The organism is Escherichia sp. E14S1 (genome assembly GCF_004211995.1).
Taxonomy (GTDB): domain Bacteria; phylum Pseudomonadota; class Gammaproteobacteria; order Enterobacterales; family Enterobacteriaceae; genus Escherichia.
In genome coordinates, this window is the sequence record NZ_RHJQ01000010.1 from 283,799 (window position 1) to 302,351 (window position 18,553).

14 protein-coding genes are annotated in these 18,553 nt (G+C 42.9%); 8 read left to right on the plus strand and 6 right to left on the minus strand.

Annotation, left to right across the window (positions count from 1 at the left end; genetic code table 11):
* Nucleotides 1-6: 6 nt before the first annotated feature.
* Complete coding sequence (gene tssC, locus D9734_RS12930) at nucleotides 7-1,554, minus strand: type VI secretion system contractile sheath large subunit (protein WP_130207939.1); 1,548 nt, start codon at nucleotides 1,552-1,554, stop codon at nucleotides 7-9.
* 33 nt (nucleotides 1,555-1,587) lie between these two features.
* Nucleotides 1,588-2,085: a type VI secretion system contractile sheath small subunit gene (gene tssB / locus D9734_RS12935; protein ID WP_130207941.1), complete on the minus strand. Its 498-nt coding sequence runs from the start codon at nucleotides 2,083-2,085 to the stop codon at nucleotides 1,588-1,590.
* Nucleotides 2,086-2,727: 642 nt separating this feature from the next.
* Here tssB and D9734_RS12940 point away from each other — a divergent pair.
* The 8 genes from D9734_RS12940 to D9734_RS12975 all read left to right on the plus strand — a co-directional run bounded on the left by D9734_RS12940 (nucleotide 2,728) and on the right by D9734_RS12975 (nucleotide 12,228).
* Nucleotides 2,728-3,219: a hypothetical protein gene (locus D9734_RS12940; protein ID WP_130207943.1), complete on the plus strand. Its 492-nt coding sequence runs from the start codon at nucleotides 2,728-2,730 to the stop codon at nucleotides 3,217-3,219.
* Entirely contained in the window at nucleotides 3,216-3,551 is a 336-nt protein-coding gene (locus tag D9734_RS12945) for a lysozyme inhibitor LprI family protein (protein ID WP_130207945.1), read from the plus strand. Before D9734_RS12940 ends, D9734_RS12945 begins: the two co-directional genes overlap by 4 nt.
* Nucleotides 3,552-4,274: 723 nt before the next feature.
* A complete protein-coding gene (locus D9734_RS12950) occupies nucleotides 4,275-5,258 on the plus strand; it encodes a KpsF/GutQ family sugar-phosphate isomerase (RefSeq protein ID WP_130207947.1) in 984 nt (327 codons plus the stop codon).
* A gap of 71 nt (nucleotides 5,259-5,329) precedes the next feature.
* Nucleotides 5,330-6,478: a capsule biosynthesis protein gene (locus D9734_RS12955; protein ID WP_130207949.1), complete on the plus strand. Its 1,149-nt coding sequence runs from the start codon at nucleotides 5,330-5,332 to the stop codon at nucleotides 6,476-6,478.
* A 23-nt stretch (nucleotides 6,479-6,501) separates the two neighbouring features.
* Complete coding sequence (locus D9734_RS12960) at nucleotides 6,502-8,178, plus strand: polysaccharide biosynthesis/export family protein (protein WP_130207951.1); 1,677 nt, start codon at nucleotides 6,502-6,504, stop codon at nucleotides 8,176-8,178.
* A gap of 9 nt (nucleotides 8,179-8,187) precedes the next feature.
* On the plus strand, nucleotides 8,188-8,928 hold the full coding sequence (gene kdsB / locus D9734_RS12965) for a 3-deoxy-manno-octulosonate cytidylyltransferase (RefSeq protein ID WP_130207953.1): 741 nt from the start codon (nucleotides 8,188-8,190) through the stop codon (nucleotides 8,926-8,928).
* Entirely contained in the window at nucleotides 8,925-10,952 is a 2,028-nt protein-coding gene (locus D9734_RS12970) for a capsular polysaccharide biosynthesis protein (RefSeq protein ID WP_130207955.1), read from the plus strand. The genes kdsB and D9734_RS12970 overlap by 4 nt, the downstream gene beginning before the upstream one ends.
* 34 nt (nucleotides 10,953-10,986) lie before the next feature.
* On the plus strand, nucleotides 10,987-12,228 hold the full coding sequence (locus D9734_RS12975) for a capsular biosynthesis protein (protein ID WP_130207957.1): 1,242 nt from the start codon (nucleotides 10,987-10,989) through the stop codon (nucleotides 12,226-12,228).
* 120 nt (nucleotides 12,229-12,348) lie between these two features.
* On the opposite strand, the gene D9734_RS12980 is transcribed toward D9734_RS12975, so the two are convergent.
* The 4 genes from D9734_RS12980 to D9734_RS12995 all read right to left on the minus strand — a co-directional run bounded on the left by D9734_RS12980 (nucleotide 12,349) and on the right by D9734_RS12995 (nucleotide 18,325).
* Entirely contained in the window at nucleotides 12,349-13,698 is a 1,350-nt protein-coding gene (locus D9734_RS12980) for a glycosyltransferase family A protein (RefSeq protein ID WP_130208055.1), read from the minus strand.
* A 128-nt stretch (nucleotides 13,699-13,826) separates the two neighbouring features.
* Nucleotides 13,827-14,996: a nucleotide sugar dehydrogenase gene (locus D9734_RS12985; RefSeq protein ID WP_130207959.1), complete on the minus strand. Its 1,170-nt coding sequence runs from the start codon at nucleotides 14,994-14,996 to the stop codon at nucleotides 13,827-13,829.
* Between the two features lie 135 nt (nucleotides 14,997-15,131).
* On the minus strand, nucleotides 15,132-16,259 hold the full coding sequence (locus D9734_RS12990; protein ID WP_130207961.1) for a polysaccharide pyruvyl transferase family protein: 1,128 nt from the start codon (nucleotides 16,257-16,259) through the stop codon (nucleotides 15,132-15,134).
* Nucleotides 16,256-18,325, minus strand: a complete 2,070-nt coding sequence (locus tag D9734_RS12995; RefSeq protein WP_130207963.1) for a glycosyltransferase — start codon at nucleotides 18,323-18,325, stop codon at nucleotides 16,256-16,258. The genes D9734_RS12990 and D9734_RS12995 overlap by 4 nt, the downstream gene beginning before the upstream one ends.
* Between the last annotated feature and the right edge of the window lie 228 nt (nucleotides 18,326-18,553).

Below are 18,553 nucleotides of genomic sequence, written 5' to 3' on the forward strand. Positions count from 1 at the left end.
CTCGCCTTACGACTTGGCTTTTGGCATCTGGGAAACCAGTGATAGGTTGATGTCCATCCCTTCCACCTGGAAGTGGGGGATAGCAAAGAGTTTCACGCGGAAGAAGCCTGGGTTATCCCCGATATCTTCCACCAGCACTTTCGCGTCACGCAGCGGGTGAGAAGCCTGCAAGTCATCGCCCGGATCGGTCATTTCTGTCACAAGACCACGAACCCAGGTATTAAGCTCCAGTTCCAGCAGACGACGATCCTTGGTTGTACCAATGTTTTCCCGTTGAATCAGCTTCAGGTAATGAGCGATTCGCGACAGCAGGAAGATGTACGGCAAACGCGCATTGATGCGGCTATTTGCAGTGGCATCAGCAGTGTCGTAGAGCGCAGGTTTTTGCGTGGAGTTCGCCGAGAAGAAACAGGCATAATCGCGGTTTTTGTAGTACGACAGGGGAATAAATCCAAGATTTGCGAACTCAAATTCGCGGGTTTCCGGGATCATCACCTCTGACGGAATTTTTACCTGATTACCCGTGCCGAGATCATACAGATGAATGGGCAAGTCCTGCACTGCACCACCGGCCTGTGGGCCACGGATTTGCACGCACCAGCCGTTGTTGATGAAGCTTTTCACCATGTTGGCCGCAAAAGCGAAGGAGGCATTGGTCCACAGGTATTTATCGTGATCCGGGCCTTTTACTTCTTCAACATAGTTAAAACTACGTACCGGTACTGTGTCCGGGCCATACGGCAAACGGCCCAGCACGCGAGGCATGACCAGCCCCATGTATCTGGAGTCATCCGTATCCCTGAAACTTTTCCATTTAATGTACTCGGCGCGATCAAAGTAGTTACCAATATCTTTGATGGCCGCGACCTCTTCCATTGACTCTTTCAGGAAAAATTTCGGCCCCGCAGAACCGATAAAGGGCATATGTGCCGCAGCAGACACTTTTGACAAATTACGCATCAGCGCCACGTCCTGCGCAGAAGCATCAAACTCGTAAGAGGAAATCAGCGCGGCAATCGGCTCGCCGCCCGGAGTGTCATACTCATCGATGTATGTGTGTTTGTACAAACCACTCTGGATAATTTCCGGGCTATCTTCAAAATCCTGGCGCAGGTCTTCTTTAGAGATATCCAGCAGTTCAACTTTCACGTTCTGGCGGAAATCGGTTTTATCAACCAACGATTTCACGCCCCGCCACAGGCTTTCTACCGCCTGAAAGGCCTCATGATGCATAACTGCATCAAGTTGACGACTTATCTGGTAATCCAGTTCAGCGATATGGTGGTCAATCAAATTTTTGTCGAGCTTTTCAACTTTAGAGCCGGATTTAGTCAGACATTCTAGGAACACTTGCATCCCGGCCGTTAAACGTTCATCCGCGGTCGCATCCGACATCGCCTGTGCATCCTGCCAAATATCCAGTGCACTCAACTCTGAGACTGGGCTCAGATTAATTTTTTCAAACAGGGACGCATAAACTCCACTTGCCACAGGACGTTCAAGGACCACACTCTCGCCAGCAGTGGCATTCTCATTATTTACAGACATCAACATATTCCTTATTAATCCGTTAAATCGTCATGATCGTTATGGCTGTTTTGGGGCCAGGGCTGAGAGTTCGGCTCTGAGTTCTGCGCTTAATGCCGGGTCCAGCAGAATATTTTCCAGTTCTTTGCGGAAAGCCTGGTTATCCAGAAGATTTGCTTTTAAATCACGAAGTAAATTACGCATGGAAAGCATAGCCTTCAGCTGCGGTATTTGTCGGGAGACTTGTTCCGGGGAGAAATCCTTTATACTGCGGAATGTCAGTTTGATGCTGTCTTCGCTATCGTCATCAGCAAGCGTATTTTTAACGATAAGATTTACTTTTGGCGAATAATCAAAAAGGACTGCATCAAAGTTATTTTTGTTAAGATTAACTTTTTTACGTTCTGATAATGGCGCGGATTCCTGACCATTACTAAAATCACCCGCAATAAGTAACTTAAGGGGTAATTCCATTTTTTTGCTTGCGCCACCTGTATGCAGTTCTAATTTTAGATTAATACGGGCCTTCGGGATCTCCCGCTGGAAGCTGTCACTCATAGTTCCCTCACGTAATTCAGTTAAAGTCAAATTAATAACAATATTTCCTTAACCAGATACTAGGGCAATATCAATTTCAAAAAAACAATATAGATCAATAAATTGAGTATAAAAAACAATAAGAAATCTGCCAAAAAACAAAAATAACTTCAGACATATCAAGCAATTAAAAACGACTCTATACATGTTCTGAATTATATTTTCATTACGTAACTACATTATTTTTTATACCCTAACCCAGATTGTACAAAGTGCGAAATGTTGACTTATTATATAACAACATTCTTCATGGTCCTCAGGCGGCAGCCCTGAGTGTTTTTGCGATGTAATATCGAAGTAATTCGTTTGTATATAAAACCTATCACTAAAGTAAACCGTGAATATTCACCGTGCACTGGCATTTTCTCTTTGCACGCTCCAGCTTAAAGTCAAACCAGTTTCTATTAGGTTAAATACCGTAGAAAGAAGGTTTACTTATTAATATTTTTATTTAAGACAATCGGAATTTTGCATTTTTGCATCCAAAAGCCTCTTCAGGAATACTCTGATTAAGCATAAACATTGATGCAGCGCAGCAAATTATTTATTTTCACCACTTATATTCACATAGACATTGTAATTGCACAGTAAAAGTAGGTACTTATGCGTAATGGAGTATTTCGGATTAGTAAGTATTTGGTTGTTATTACTGCGATATCCTGTATGTATACCGGATTTGCATTTGCAACGAACGTCACATTGAACTCTGTCCAGGTAAAACATCTGAATAGTGTTATCAATCGTGAGGTAAAAGGGACGAATGACCGTAATTTTGTTAATAACAACTGGACTGAAGCTCAGCGCGTAGCCGAATTTATTTGCCGACCGCTCGCACTAAAAGAGCTGCAGAAGCAGTACCCCGACGTAGATAAGGTTATTTTCGATCAGGGAAAACATAATATGCAGCGACTGCTCTCACCTGCACTACTGACAGGCAATGGCCAGTACCGTAGGGGGATTAGCTGGACGCCGTTTCACTTCGAATGCCAACTGTCAGTAAAAACCGGGGAAGCAACAGGATTCAGGCTGACGAGAAACAGAGCCCTGACCATGGCTCCAGGGCCAGTTATTCGATCTGAAGGAGCCAACCAGTGAAAAATATACTTACGGCATTTCTCATCATTACGTTGCCTGCTTTCTCTGTCACGGCAGCCAGTTTTGACTGTCGACTGGCCCGCAGTGCGGATGAAAAAGCGATTTGTGCATCTCGTACCCTCAATGACATGGATGTGGAGATGAGCGTTAAATATAAATTTCTCCATGGGCTTTACGCAATGGGTGCCGCCGGGGAACTAAAAGAATCACAGGCACAGTGGCTGACAGAACGACGCCGTTGTGGCAGTGACAAACCCTGCCTGAGAGAAATATACAGAAAGCGCTTAACAACGTTGAACCATCTTTATGACGCGATTAACAAACCACTCTGAATCCAGAGTGGGCTCGTTGGTTGTTGGAAGTGCCTTCATGCGAGGCACTTCCTTATCAGTGTGCACAGTTATTGGTTAGCGAATGATAATCCCCATCATTATTTTTTAATTTAATAATAGTTTCCACGGAAAATATATACGGTGATAAATGCGCCCCTGTTTGATTTAAAAACATATTTATCGCCATAAATAATCAAGCGCAAAACTATCATGCTAGTCAATATTCACCGCAAAAAATTTGTTATTCTCTTCTGCTTTACAGGGGGATTGTCAACCTGTTTATTATATTCAACTTAAATAGTTAATCACAAAATATCATCGCCATTACTGACGTGTTTTATTTATTGATAACAGTGACATACGTTCTTTTTTTTATAAGCAAATAATCAATCGCTAAATTGTTTTTCGCCTTAATAGTTAATCGCGAAACATTTTAATGATTGATAAAAATCCTAAATTCCTTGTTCATAATGTAGGGGTGTGTTAAATAGGTGGGCAAAATTTGGTTCCCCCTTCTCGCCTGTAATATTGCAGCATCTTCGCACTTCCACGAGACATTGCGACTTAATAAGAAGGTGATAAGCCCTACATAAGCACATGGGCTGACCATAGTTTTATATTCATTAAAACACTTTGTTATAACCAATTGATTTAATATCAATAATTTATTGTTGGTTCGGGTTTGTTGTGACTATGGCATTATTTCCGAGCAAAGGAGTTGATATGTCTGAAAGACATTTACCTGATGACCAGAGCAGTACTATCGATCCATATTTAATTACCTCGGTTTGCCAGACTCTGGCAGAACAAGGTGCTGCATTACAAAACTTGTCCAAACAGTTGGATTCCACTCAGTACCAGCGTGCTCTTGAATTGATAATTAATTGTAAAGGACACGTTATTCTTTCGGGAATGGGTAAATCAGGGCATGTTGGTCGAAAAATGTCTGCGACTCTGGCCTCTACGGGTACGCCGAGTTTCTTTATTCATCCCGCAGAAGCTTTCCATGGCGATCTGGGCATGATTACGCCTTACGATCTTCTGATCCTTATTTCTGCCAGCGGTGAAACAGACGAAATCCTGAAGCTCGTCCCGTCACTGAAGAATTTCGGCAACCGAATTATCGCCATTACCAATAATGGAAATTCCACGCTGGCGAAAAATGCCGATGCCGTGCTGGAACTCCACATGGCGAATGAAACCTGCCCGAATAATCTTGCACCAACAACGTCTACCACGCTGACCATGGCGATCGGCGATGCGTTGGCGATTGCCATGATCCACCAACGCAAATTTATGCCGAATGATTTTGCACGCTATCACCCGGGCGGTTCATTAGGCCGTCGCCTGCTGACCCGCGTTGCGGATGTCATGCAGCATGATGTCCCTTCGGTTCATCTGGATGCGCCCTTTAAAACGGTGATTCAACGTATCACCAGCGGTTGCCAGGGAATGGTGATGGTAGAAGACGCAGAAGGCGAGCTGGCGGGCATTATCACCGACGGTGACCTGCGTCGCTTTATGGAAAAAGAAGATTCTCTGACATCCGCCACGGCGGCGCAGATGATGACGCGTGAACCGCTGACGTTGCCAGAAGAAACCATGATCATCGAAGCGAAAGAAAAGATGCAAAAACACCGCGTCTCGACGTTATTGGTGACCAACAAGGCGAACAAAGTCACTGGTCTTGTGCGCATTTTCGACTAATTAAGCAACAGGGCGCGAGAGTTAAGTCTCTCATTGAGTTTGCGCCCCACTGAAACTCTGATAATCGTTACATGTTGATAAAAGTGAAGTCTGCCGTATCCTGGATGCGTGCTCGTTTGTCTGCCATCTCACTGGCAGATATCCAAAAACACCTGGCGAAAATCATCATTCTGGCACCGATGGCAGTGCTGCTGATCTATCTGGCTATCTTCAGCCAGCCTCGCTATATGAGCGAATCGAAAGTTGCCATTAAACGCTCAGATGATTTAAACAGTGGCAGCTTAAATTTTGGTCTGCTATTGGGTGCCTCTAACCCGAGTTCCGCAGAGGATGCGTTATATCTGAAAGAGTACATTAACTCTCCAGATATGCTGGCAGCGTTAGATAAGCAACTGAATTTTCGCGAAGCGTTTAGCCATAGCGGGCTCGATTTTCTTAATCATCTTAGCAAGGATGAAACCGCAGAAGGCTTCCTGAAGTACTACAAGGACCGTATCAACGTCTCGTATGACGATAAAACCGGATTGCTCAATATTCAGACGCAGGGCTTTAGCCCGGAGTTTGCGCTTAAGTTTAACCAGACCGTGCTGAAAGAGTCAGAGCGCTTTATCAATGAGATGTCACATCGCATTGCGCGTGACCAGCTTGCCTTTGCGGAAACGGAAATGGAAAAGGCACGCCAGCGTCTGGACGCCAGCAAAGCGGAACTGCTCTCTTATCAGGACAACAACAACGTTCTGGATCCACAGGCACAAGCACAGGCTGCGAGCACGTTAGTGAATACGCTGATGGGCCAGAAGATCCAGATGGAAGCGGACCTGCGTAACTTGCTGACGTATCTGCGTGAGGACGCCCCGCAAATTGTGAGTGCGCGTAATGCGATTCAGTCATTGCAGGCACAAATCGATGAAGAAAAAAGCAAAATCACAGCGCCACAGGGTGACAAGCTAAACCGTATGGCGGTGGATTTTGAGGAAATCAAATCAAAAGTAGAGTTCAACACCGAGCTCTACAAACTGACGCTGACCTCCATTGAAAAGACCCGTGTAGAAGCGGCTCGTAAGCTCAAGGTGCTGTCTGTGATCAGTTCGCCACAGTTGCCGCAGGAATCCTCTTTTCCAAATATCCCTTATTTGATCGCCTGTTGGTTACTGGTGTGCTGCCTGCTGTTCGGCACCCTGAAACTGTTGCTGGCTGTGATTGAAGATCACCGAGATTAACGCTGTCGCTGAATGAGTTTGTGATGAAATTATTGAAATCAATTTTACTGATTGCCGCCTGTCACGCGGCGCAGGCCAGCGCGGCCATTGATATTAACGCTGACCCAAACCTGACAGGAGCAGCACCACTGCCCGGTATTCTGAGCGGACAAAAGTCGGATACGCAAAACATGAGCGGCTTCGACAATACCCCGCCGCCCGCACCGCCGGTGGTAATGAGCCGTATGTTTGGTGCTCAACTTTTCAACGGCACCAGCGCGGATAGCGGTGCGACGGTAGGATTCAACCCTGACTATATTCTGAATCCGGGCGATAGCATTCAGGTTCGCTTGTGGGGTGCGTTCACCTTTGATGGTGCGTTACAGGTTGATCCCAAAGGTAATATTTTCCTGCCGAACGTTGGTCCGGTGAAAGTTGCTGGCGTCAGTAATAGTCAGTTAAATACCCTGGTCACATCCAAAGTGAAGGAAGTGTACCAGTCCAACGTCAACGTCTACGCCTCCTTATTACAGGCGCAGCCAGTAAAAGTGTACGTGACCGGATTTGTGCGTAATCCTGGTCTGTATGGCGGTGTGACGTCTGATTCGTTACTCAATTATCTGATCAAGGCTGGCGGCGTTGATCCAGAGCGCGGAAGTTACGTTGATATTGTGGTTAAGCGCGGTAACCGCGTGCGCTCCAACGTCAACCTGTACGACTTCCTGCTGAACGGCAAACTGGGGCTTTCGCAGTTCGCCGATGGTGACACCATCATCGTCGGGCCGCGTCAGCATACTTTCAGCGTTCAGGGCGATGTCTTTAACAGCTACGACTTTGAGTTCCGCGAAAGCAGCATTCCCGTAACGGAAGCGTTGAGCTGGGCGCGCCCTAAGCCTGGCGCGACTCACATTACGATTATGCGTAAACAGGGACTGCAAAAACGTAGCGAATACTATCCGATAAGCTCAGCGCCAGGCCGTATGTTGCAAAATGGCGATACCTTAATCGTCAGCACTGACCGCTATGCCGGCACCATTCAGGTGCGGGTTGAAGGCGCGCACTCTGGCGAACATGCCATGGTGCTGCCATATGGCTCCACCATGCGTGCGGTTCTGGAAAAAGTCCGTCCGAACAGTATGTCGCAGATGAACGCGGTTCAGCTTTATCGCCCATCAGTGGCCCAGCGTCAGAAAGAGATGCTGAATCTCTCGCTGCAAAAGCTGGAGGAAGCATCACTTTCCGCCCAGTCCTCCACCAAAGAAGAAGCCAGCCTGCGAATGCAGGAAGCGCAACTGATCAGCCGCTTTGTGGCGAAAGCGCGCACCGTGGTTCCGAAAGGTGAAGTGATCCTCAACGAGTCCAATATTGATTCTGTTCTGCTTGAAGATGGCGACGTCATCAATATTCCGGAGAAAACATCGCTGGTTATGGTTCATGGCGAGGTGCTGTTCCCGAACGCGGTGAGCTGGCAGAAGGGAATGACCACCGAGGATTACATCGAGAAATGTGGTGGCCTGACGCAAAAATCGGGTAACGCCAGAATTATCGTCATTCGTCAGAACGGTGCGGCAGTCAACGCGGAAGATGTGGATTCACTCAAGCCTGGCGATGAAATTATGGTTCTGCCGAAATATGAATCGAAAAACATTGAAGTTACCCGTGGTATTTCCACCATCCTCTATCAGCTGGCGGTGGGTGCAAAAGTGATTCTGTCTTTGTAAGGAATTGAGATGAGCAAAGCAGTTATTGTCATTCCGGCCCGCTACGGCTCCTCGCGCCTGCCGGGTAAGCCACTGCTCGATATTGTTGGCAAACCGATGATCCAGCATGTTTACGAGCGTGCGTTACAGGTGGCGGGCGTTGCGGAAGTTTGGGTGGCAACAGACGACCCGCGCGTTGAACAGGCCGTGCAGGCGTTTGGTGGGAAAGCCATCATGACGCGCAACGATCATGAATCCGGCACCGATCGGCTGGTCGAGGTGATGCATAAAGTCGATGCAGATATCTATATTAACTTGCAGGGCGATGAACCCATGATTCGCCCGCAGGATGTAGAAACGCTGTTACAAGGAATGCGTGATGACCCCGCGTTGCCAGTGGCAACGCTATGCCACGCGATTTCTGCCGAAGAAGCAACGGAGCCAAGCACGGTAAAAGTGGTGGTAAATACCCGCCAGGATGCACTTTATTTCAGCCGTGCGCCGATTCCGTATCCGCGCAATGCTGAAAAAGCGCGCTACCTGAAACACGTCGGTATTTACGCTTATCGTCGCGATGTGCTGCAAAACTACAGCCAGTTACCTGAGTCCATGCCGGAGCAGGCGGAATCACTGGAGCAGTTACGGTTGATGAACGCGGGGATCAACATTCGCACATTTGAGGTTGCCGCAACCGGTCCGGGCGTCGACACCCCGGCATGCCTTGAAAAGGTGCGCGCTCTGATGGCGCAGGAACTGGCCGAAAACACATGATTGGCATTTACTCGCCTGGCATCTGGCGTATTCCGCATCTGGAGAAATTTCTGGCGCAACCGTGCCAGAAACTTTCTCTGCTGCGTCCTGTTCCGCAAAACGTCGATGCTATCGCCGTGTGGGGGCATCGCCCCAGCGCGGCGAAACCAGTCGCCATCGCCAAAGCCGCGGGAAAACCCATCATTCGTCTGGAAGATGGATTTGTGCGCTCGCTGGATCTTGGCGTCAATGGCGCACCGCCGCTTTCTCTGGTGGTGGATGATTGCGGCATTTACTACGATGCCAGCAAGCCTTCGGCACTGGAGAAACTGGTACAGGATAAAGCCGGAAATACAGCTCTGATAAGCCAGGCCAGAGAAGCGATGCACACCATCGTGACCGGGGATTTGTCGAAATATAACCTGGCGCCTGCGTTTGTGGCTGATGAGTCAGAACGTGCAGACATCGTTCTGGTTGTCGATCAGACATTTAATGATATGTCAGTGACGTATGGCAGTGCTGGCCCGCATGAGTTTGCCGCCATGCTGGAAGCCGCGATGGCGGAAAATCCTCAAGCCGAAATTTGGGTGAAGGTGCATCCGGACGTACTGGAAGGAAAGAAAACAGGTTATTTCGCTGATCTGCGCGCCACGCAACGAGTACGTTTGATTGCCGAGAATGTCAGCCCGCAGTCGCTGTTGCGACACGTTTCCCGGGTTTACGTCGTGACATCCCAATACGGCTTTGAAGCCTTGCTGGCAGGAAAACCAGTGACATGTTTCGGTCGGCCCTGGTATGCAGGCTGGGGCTTAACCGACGATCGCCATCCGCAGTCCGCTTTGTTATCCGCCCGACGCGGTTCTGCCACGCTGGAAGAACTTTTTGCCGCAGCATACCTGCGTTACTGTCGCTATATCGACCCGCTTACGGGGGCCGCAAGCGATCTGTTTACCGTACTGCAATGGCTGCAATTACAGCGCAGCCATCAGCAGCAGCGTAATGGCTATTTATGGGCGCCAGGCTTAACGCTGTGGAAGTCGGCGATCCTGAAACCTTTCTTGCGAACAGCGACAAACCGACTGAGTTATTCACGTCGCTGTACTGCGGCCACCGCTTGCGTGGTATGGGGTGTAAAGGGAGAACAGGAATGGCAAGCCGAAGCGCAGCGAAAATCACTGCCGTTATGGCGAATGGAAGATGGTTTTCTGCGTTCATCCGGGCTTGGCTCTGACCTGTTGCCGCCGCTATCGCTGGTGCTGGATAAACGCGGGATCTACTATGACGCCACACGCCCCAGCGACCTGGAGGAGCTGCTTAATCACAGCCAGTTAACGCTGGCGCAGCAGATGCGAGCTGAGAAGTTGCGGCAACGACTGGTTGAAAGCAAACTGAGCAAGTACAACCTGGGGGCCGATTTCTCTCTGCCTGCCGAGTCCAAAGGTAAAAAAATCATCCTGGTACCGGGTCAGGTAGAGGACGATGCATCTATTAAAACAGGCACTGTCTCGATTAAGAGCAACCTTGAGTTATTGCGCACAGTACGCGAGCGTAATCCGCGCGCCTACATTATTTATAAACCGCACCCGGATGTACTGGTGGGAAATCGCAAGGGCAATATTCCGGCTAAATTGATCTCTGAACTTGCCAATTATCAGGCACTGGATGCAGATATTATTCAATGCATTCAGCGCGCAGATGAAGTGCACACCATGACATCATTGTCCGGGTTTGAAGCGTTATTACATGGCAAACAAGTTCATTGTTACGGCCTGCCCTTCTACGCCGGTTGGGGTTTAACCGTTGATGAACATCACTGCCCGCGCCGCGAGCGCAGATTAACGTTAGCAGACTTGATCTATCAGGCGTTGATTGTTTATCCAACATACATTCACCCAACACGGTTACAACCTATTACGGTTGAAGAAGCTGCGGAATATTTAATCCAGACGCCGCGCAAGCAGATGTTTATTACCCGAAAAAAAGCGGGGCGAGTCATACGCTATTACCGCAAATTAATTATGTTCTGCAAAGTCAGATTTGGCTAAATAATTTCACCATTGACTATTACACAGATTATTTATGCAAGACAACGCACTAACCGTTTTATTATCGGGTAAAAAATATCTGCTATTGCAGGGACCGATGGGACCTTTTTTCAATGACGTCGCGGAATGGTTAGAGTCATTAGGCCGTAACGCTGTGAATGTTGTCTTCAACGGCGGGGATCGTTTTTACTGCCGCAATCGACAATACCTGGCTTACTACCAAACGCCGAAAGAGTTTCCCGGTTGGTTGCGAGATCTCCACCGACAATATGACTTTGATACCATCCTCTGCTTTGGTGACTGCCGCCCATTGCACAAAGAAGCAAAACGGTGGGCAACGTCGAAAGGCATTCGCTTTCTGGCATTTGAAGAAGGATATTTACGCCCGCAATTTATAACCGTTGAAGAAGGCGGAGTGAACGCATATTCATCGCTACCGCGCGACCCGGATTTTTATCGTAAGTTGCCAGATATGTCTACGCCGCACGCTGAGAATTTAAAACCTTCAACGATGAAACGTATTGGTCATGCGATGTGGTATTACCTGATGGGTTGGCATTACCGTCATGAGTTCCCTCGCTACCGCCACCACAAATCGTTTTCCCCCTGGTATGAGGCACGTTGCTGGGTTCGTGCATACTGGCGCAAGCAACTTTACAAGGTAACACAGCGTAAGGTATTGCCGAGGTTAATGAACGAGCTGGACCAGCGTTATTATCTTGCCATTTTGCAGGTGTATAACGATAGCCAGATTCGTAACCACAGCAATTATAACGATGTGCGTGACTATATTAATGAAGTCATGTACTCATTTTCGCGTAAAGCGCCGAAAGAGAGTTATTTGGTGATCAAACATCATCCGATGGATCGTGGTCACAGACTCTATCGACCATTAATTAAGCGGTTGAGTAAGGAATATGGCTTAGGTGAGCGAGTCATATACGTGCACGATCTCCCTATGCCGGAATTATTACGCCACGCAAAAGCGGTGGTGACGATTAACAGTACGGCGGGGATCTCTGCACTGATTCATAACAAACCACTCAAGGTGATGGGCAATGCCCTGTACGACATCAAAGGATTGACGTATCAAGGGCATTTGCACCAGTTCTGGCAGGCCGATTTTAAACCAGATATGAAGCTGTTTAAGAAGTTTCGTGGGTATTTATTGGTTAAGACGCAGGTTAATGGGGTTTATTATGGGAAATGGGTTTTTAATAAGATAAAAACAGAAAAAAAAGATTGTATTATGATATCAAAAAGAACATTACAATGAGTTGTATTAACATAAATACTTATTAATACTCCCCCATAGTATAAGGCTCAATAAGTTATAATTAGAAAATGCAGGTGATTATAAAAAATAAATGGCATAGATTATACATGAAGTAATAGGTTATACACTGGCAAGATTAATATGAGCACATCGTAATGCAAACTTGATGGCATTAGTATCAACTAATATTGAGTCAGGTGCTGGGAATGGTCTGTTATCATTAGTAAAATCAGAATTTCCTATGTAAAGACTTTCTTTATTTCTTAACGAGTTTATGTGCCATCGTGACCAGGAATCCCAATATTTCTGGCGATCCGGTGAAATTCCCTGAGAGGAATAACCTGTTGTAGGTGAATTCATTAACGAGTCGGTACGATGACTTCCTAGTGTCAAAGGCAATTTAATACGATGTATAGAGGAGGCACCAAAAATTAGCTGAAGTCGAGCAATAAATTCACTATCAGCACCAGTTTTAACGCAGTCCCAAACGCCCGCTTTTTGCAATACCTCCGCCCTTCTAAACAGCAAAGAAGAAGGATTCAGTCGTTTTAGTGGATAAACCGCACGCGCATAGAAAATCCCATTATCTTGTAACCTTACCCAATCAGAAATTGAACAAATTAGTTTAGGATTTAACAATAAAGGTGATATCTGTCTAAATAATTTTTCAGGATGGGACCAGTCATCTGAGTCATGGCATGTCACAAACTCTCCCTTAGCTTGTATTAAACCTATTCGTTTTGCAGCATATGTTCCAACATTTTGTGGCAGGCTAATAATTTTTATTCGACTATCTTTGAGTGCTAATCTCTGAAGACGAAATAGCGTATCATCAGTGCTGGCATCATCAACAATAATTAGTTCAAATGAACGATATGTTTGATTAAGCAATGATATTACTGCATTTTCTACCCGCCTGTCGGTATTGTATGTTGTCATTAAAATAGAAACTAGGGGGCCCGTTTGGACAGTATAAGGAACCGATGTAACAATATTACAAGGTGACAAAGGAGATGAGTTATCTGCAAGTGCGACCGGAGATAAACCAAAGTACGTATAGTATGAGTTAAGTCTATTTAAAGAGGTTTTTGGTGTTTCTCTCAAAGCATTATTTTGTAAGAGCAATATATCAGGGGAAGAAATAAGACTACTGGAATCAATCTGAGAAAGTGTTGATATGGCTTTTTGAGTTAACCCAACTCTTAATTGAAGAGCTGCATATAAATCTAAAGGATAATTATCTATATTATCTATATTATCTAATAATGATAATGAAAACGTAGGAGAGTATGATGCCAGGGCCTTTGCCAACTCAATCTTTTGATGTGTGTCCGTGAACTCATCTTTGAACTCCGTAAGTAATTCTGGGGTTAAACTTATGTCACCACAAGCAATTTTAGCTATTTTAATCGCTAATTTACACCGCCAATCTGGCGGTGTATCGTTGATATTACGCAATGACCAATACATATTAAGATCATACATTGCTAAGATACGTTTTGACTGCCAAAACTGGCAGTCATCGTGTATTGAAGCTAAAGCATAAACATATCGTTTATTTTTTAAATGCCATAAAAACTTTAAATTCCTGAACATAATTAAGAATCGACACCAAATAAATCGCGTGTATAAATTTTCTCGCCTACATCGTCTAATTCTTGTGTGCGACGGTTTGCTACTATAACATCAACACGTTCTTTAAAAGCATTAATATCGCGCTCAACATAAGAACCAAAGAAATAAGGCTCTTTTAGTACAGGTTCATATACAACTATCTCAATTCCTTTGGCTTTGAGTCGTTTCATTACACCTTGAATACTACTTGCTCTAAAGTTATCACTACCTGCTTTCATTATGAGGCGATAGATTCCTACAACTTTTGGTTTACGACTTAATATATCCTCCGCAACAAAGTCTTTTCGGGTAGTATTGGCATCGACAATAGCCTGGATTAAGTTCTGCGGAACATCACGATAATTTGCAAGTAATTGCTTGGTATCCTTAGGTAAGCAATAACCTCCATAGCCAAAAGAAGGATTATTATAATGTTGACCAATTCTAGGATCTAAACCAACACCCTCTATAATTTGCTTTGTATCTAAACCATGAACGGAGGCATAAGTATCCAATTCATTGAAATAAGCAATCCGCATTGCAAGGTAAGTATTTGCAAAAAGTTTAATGGCTTCAGCTTCAGTGCTATTCGTTAACAATATTGGAATATCTTTTTTTATAGCACCTTCACAGAGAAGCTCAGCGAACTTTCTTGCTCGTTCGCTACGCTCTCCGACAACTATGCGAGATGGATACAGGTTATCATAAAGAGCTTTACCTTCACGTAAAAATTCTGGGGAAAAGATAATATTATTCGTGTTTAGATCGCGCTTTAGTCGTTCAGTAAATCCGACGGGGACTGTAGATTTGATTATGATAGTTGTATTTGGATTTATACTTAGTACATCACATGCCACTGATTCGACAGAGTGTGTATCGAAGCTATTATTAATAGGGTCATAATTAGTTGGTGTCGAAATTATAACATAATCAGCATCTCTATAGGCTTCGTATTTTTCTGTTGTAGCATATAGGTTTAATTTTCTATTTGATAAAAAATTTTGTATTTCAGGATCACATATTGGTGACAACCTTTCATTAATTAATGAAACTTTATCAAGATCTATATCTAGAGCAATAACATCGTGTTTTTGTGAAAGCAATGTAGCAATTGACATGCCAACATAACCAACACCGGAGATTGTAATTTTCACAATTAACTCACAATTTTATTATTTATACTGCCTTTTGTTGACATTATATCAAGCAAAAGCTTAGGATTATGATAAATAATAGAATAATTTACGTAAATTTTACTAAAACAAAAAACATAATTTTTATATCTTACATTAAACTTCTTGAAATGTTTTAATTTTTGGCAATCCATTGACTTCAAGATACTCGTTGAAATTATTAAATAATTTATTTATGTTCTTGAAAAATTTGTCATAACTTATATATGACTTAATTTGACTTAATGACATAGAATTAATAGCATCTAAGTCAATACTTGGCAGATTAAAAAACTCAGTCAATTCTAGCGTTCTCGCATCGTGGGTTAGCCATAATGCAGGAACACCACTAAGAACAGAGGCCATATTCACATGAAATCTAGTTCCGAATGTATAATCTACACATTCTCGATTGAACTCATACCACGTTTTTGTATTTCTAAATAATCTATATTTTGTTTTTATATACAAATCTAATTGTTCTTTATTAAGTGAAGACTCATTATTATTAACCATTGATTTAAAGTAATATGGTAACTCAGCGTCTTTTTTCTCTTTAATGAGATCAATATAATATTGATGAGTGCGTTTATTTACTGGCTCAATAAAAAATGAATTGCTTAGTACTGCTCTTTCAAAAAGTTGTTTCTCTGATACTCGTGACAAATTTGTCACATTTATAGACGCTACATTAAAATCTCTTTTAGTATATTTTTCATAAAGGACGCGTAATGCTATTGGATCAGAAAATAAAGATGGACAGCCGGTAACAAACACATTTTTTATATTGGTGCACTTTTCTATTACTTTCTTTGTAAACTCACCTCTTACGCCCAGATACATTGCTTTAAACGACAAAAAATCCAGTAATTCAATAGCCTCCTTACAAAGTTCTGCTTTATTTATATCCCGAACACTTGATTGAATACCAAGTCCAAAAACAATAATAGGCACATCATACTGCTTAAGAGAGTCAAGAAGCCTTTTGTATTTATCTGGACTTGGTTTTTCTAATGAAAGAGAGTTAGCAAGGGTAATAATCAAATGAGAGCATGTTTTATTTACAAAATCCTTAAAATTTGTTTCTCCTGATAAAATAAAACTACTATCTCTGTAATGTACTGCCCTTGAAAACATCCTTAATGGTGCTTCAGCATGAACCATGTTCCCAGAGTTTTCTGGAATTAAAAGTGGAAAATCGACAGGAAGTTCAGGTAAGCAGCCTATAACGCCTATATTTTTCATTCTAACTTATCCGCCATACTAATTTTTACAATTGAATATCCCCTACTTGAATCATCACTATTAACAGGCTTAAAGAAATATGAATTTATACCTTGACGAGTCAAAGATTCATTTATAACTTTAAAGTGATTATTTTTTTGTGCACCTATTTTTTTTATAGATGTATTATCTCCATGCAATACCCTGTTATAACATATTTTATTTATATGTTTGAATGGTCCCACCTCGCTAAGTTTTAGATAAATATCATAATCAACAGCATTGCTAATCTGCTCATTAAATCCATCCGTTAAATTCCATGCCCTGGCTGTAAACATTCTAAAATGATGGCAAATCATTGCCGTAGTAAATTTCTCTCGCGAGAATTCTGGCCAGTTATAACCATTTTCAATCAACTTTCCTTGACTATCAACATTCCTATTCGTTGTGTAGACACATACCAAGGATAGATCTCTTTTAAATTCATTTAAACAAAGTTCCACAGCATCAGGTTCGAGGTAGTCATCGGAGTCAAGTTGACCAATATAAAAACCACGGCACAATTTTACTGCTGCGTTGGAAGCAGCTCCAATTCCTTTATTTTTTTGTGTAATAAAACGTACTCGAGGATGATTTCCATAATGTTCTTCTAGAATTCTTAACGTGTTATCCGTAGAACCATCATTACAAATGCATACTTCCAGGTCAGTGATTGTTTGATTCAATGCACTATCGACACAACGTACAATATGGTCCGCACAGTTATAGGCTGGAATATAAATTGATACTAAAGGAACCTTCTTGAGTGTTGAGTTTTCTATTTTGTCCAGTTTTCTATAATAATATGGAACTTTTTCTTGTATTAATTGGATAGTGATAGATTTTCCAGTTGCTCGGTCTGTTTCATTTTCTTTACCTGGCGGTTCCTGATGATATGCCATTGCACCATCCACAGAACGGAAATAACATCCTTCTCTGTACAGACGGTATCCAAACTCGTTATCCTCTCCTCCCCAGTGTGTGAATTCTTCATCAAACCAACCTGCACGCTCAAGCCATTTTTTTGCAAATGCTACATTGCCACCGCTGAAATATCGAAATGGAGTATTACAGAGTCTTAAGTTATCTGTTTTCTCAAAATGTTCTAATCGCCAATCAACTGATTTACTTCGTTCAATTTTTCCCGCAACTTGGTTATTTGTAATAATTTCGGGTAGTTTCTCAAGCAAGCTTTCGTCTTCAAGGAACTCTAAATAATTATATTTGGTAGTGTCAATGTATTTTCTTGGACCGATCAGAGCTACATCATCATCTAATTCAAGTAACTCCATATAAGATTGTACCCAAAGAGGGTTTGGAGCCATATCGCAATCAAGTATAGCAACGAAGTTGTATCGTGCGGTTCTAAGCCCTAAATTTCTTACTGCACACAATTGATAGCCATAATCCTTCTGGCGCACATACTTAATATCAATTAGTTGCTCAAATTTTCTGATTATTTGTTCTATATTTTCTTTACTTCCATCGTCGGCAACAATTACTTCATAATTAAATTTCGTTTTTTGGTTACAAAGGCAAGCTAACGTTATTTCCAATATTTTTGAACGATTGAAGGTCGGTACGACAATACTGAGACCATCCATATTTTCATTCTTACCCTTCCCCTCTTTTACTGATTTTTTTTTGGTCAGCCATTTAAAATCATTAGTACTCTCTGGTAATTGGAATAAGTTCAAATCTTTTGGCCAATCAGAAGGTACAGGATTTATAGTTTTCGTTTCTGCTGTTTCTGATTTTCTTATAGTTGCTTTATGATATTTTATTATTAATTTGCTAATCTCCTTTTCATTTAATTTTTCAATATTAGAGTTTGAATACATGATCTGGGTTGCGGGGTCCCACTCAATATTTTTTTTTGCTTCGATAGCGTTAATGTCACCAAAAGCCTGCAATGCATTTTTACATAAAATTATATTTGCCTTAACCCAACTAGCATCATATATCTCACCTGCTTTCTCAAATAATGACAATGATTTATGATATTCACCATTCTTATACAATTTAATTGCTTCGTTTAAAATACTCATATTTTTATAACCACCTTAATTTCAGCATATCTATTGCAATTATTTTTTAACTATTGAGTTATTGTAATATTTTATCGATATGATTGGTAAATTCATAAAGTGTATATTATTTTGAAAGATTTGAAACATATGAATAGGCCGAATAATATCATTTGCAATGGTATACATTAAAAAATAGTCATAAACAGCAGCGTAGATTTAAGCTTGTCTTTTGCGTTAACAATGTTC

Bases quoted from the DNA above. Each gene is read 5' to 3' on its own strand.
- tssC (WP_130207939.1), bottom strand. From the start codon at position 1,554: ATGTTGATGTCTGTAAATAATGAGAATGCCACTGCTGGCGAGAGTGTG.
- tssB (WP_130207941.1), bottom strand. From the start codon at position 2,085: ATGAGTGACAGCTTCCAGCGGGAGATCCCGAAGGCCCGTATTAATCTA.
- D9734_RS12940 (WP_130207943.1), top strand. From the start codon at position 2,728: ATGCGTAATGGAGTATTTCGGATTAGTAAGTATTTGGTTGTTATTACT.
- D9734_RS12950 (WP_130207947.1), top strand. From the start codon at position 4,275: ATGTCTGAAAGACATTTACCTGATGACCAGAGCAGTACTATCGATCCA.
- D9734_RS12955 (WP_130207949.1), top strand. From the start codon at position 5,330: ATGTTGATAAAAGTGAAGTCTGCCGTATCCTGGATGCGTGCTCGTTTG.
- D9734_RS12960 (WP_130207951.1), top strand. From the start codon at position 6,502: ATGAAATTATTGAAATCAATTTTACTGATTGCCGCCTGTCACGCGGCG.
- kdsB (WP_130207953.1), top strand. From the start codon at position 8,188: ATGAGCAAAGCAGTTATTGTCATTCCGGCCCGCTACGGCTCCTCGCGC.
- D9734_RS12970 (WP_130207955.1), top strand. From the start codon at position 8,925: ATGATTGGCATTTACTCGCCTGGCATCTGGCGTATTCCGCATCTGGAG.
- D9734_RS12975 (WP_130207957.1), top strand. From the start codon at position 10,987: ATGCAAGACAACGCACTAACCGTTTTATTATCGGGTAAAAAATATCTG.
- D9734_RS12980 (WP_130208055.1), bottom strand. From the start codon at position 13,698: ATGTATTGGTCATTGCGTAATATCAACGATACACCGCCAGATTGGCGG.
- D9734_RS12990 (WP_130207961.1), bottom strand. From the start codon at position 16,259: ATGAAAAATATAGGCGTTATAGGCTGCTTACCTGAACTTCCTGTCGAT.
- D9734_RS12995 (WP_130207963.1), bottom strand. From the start codon at position 18,325: ATGAGTATTTTAAACGAAGCAATTAAATTGTATAAGAATGGTGAATAT.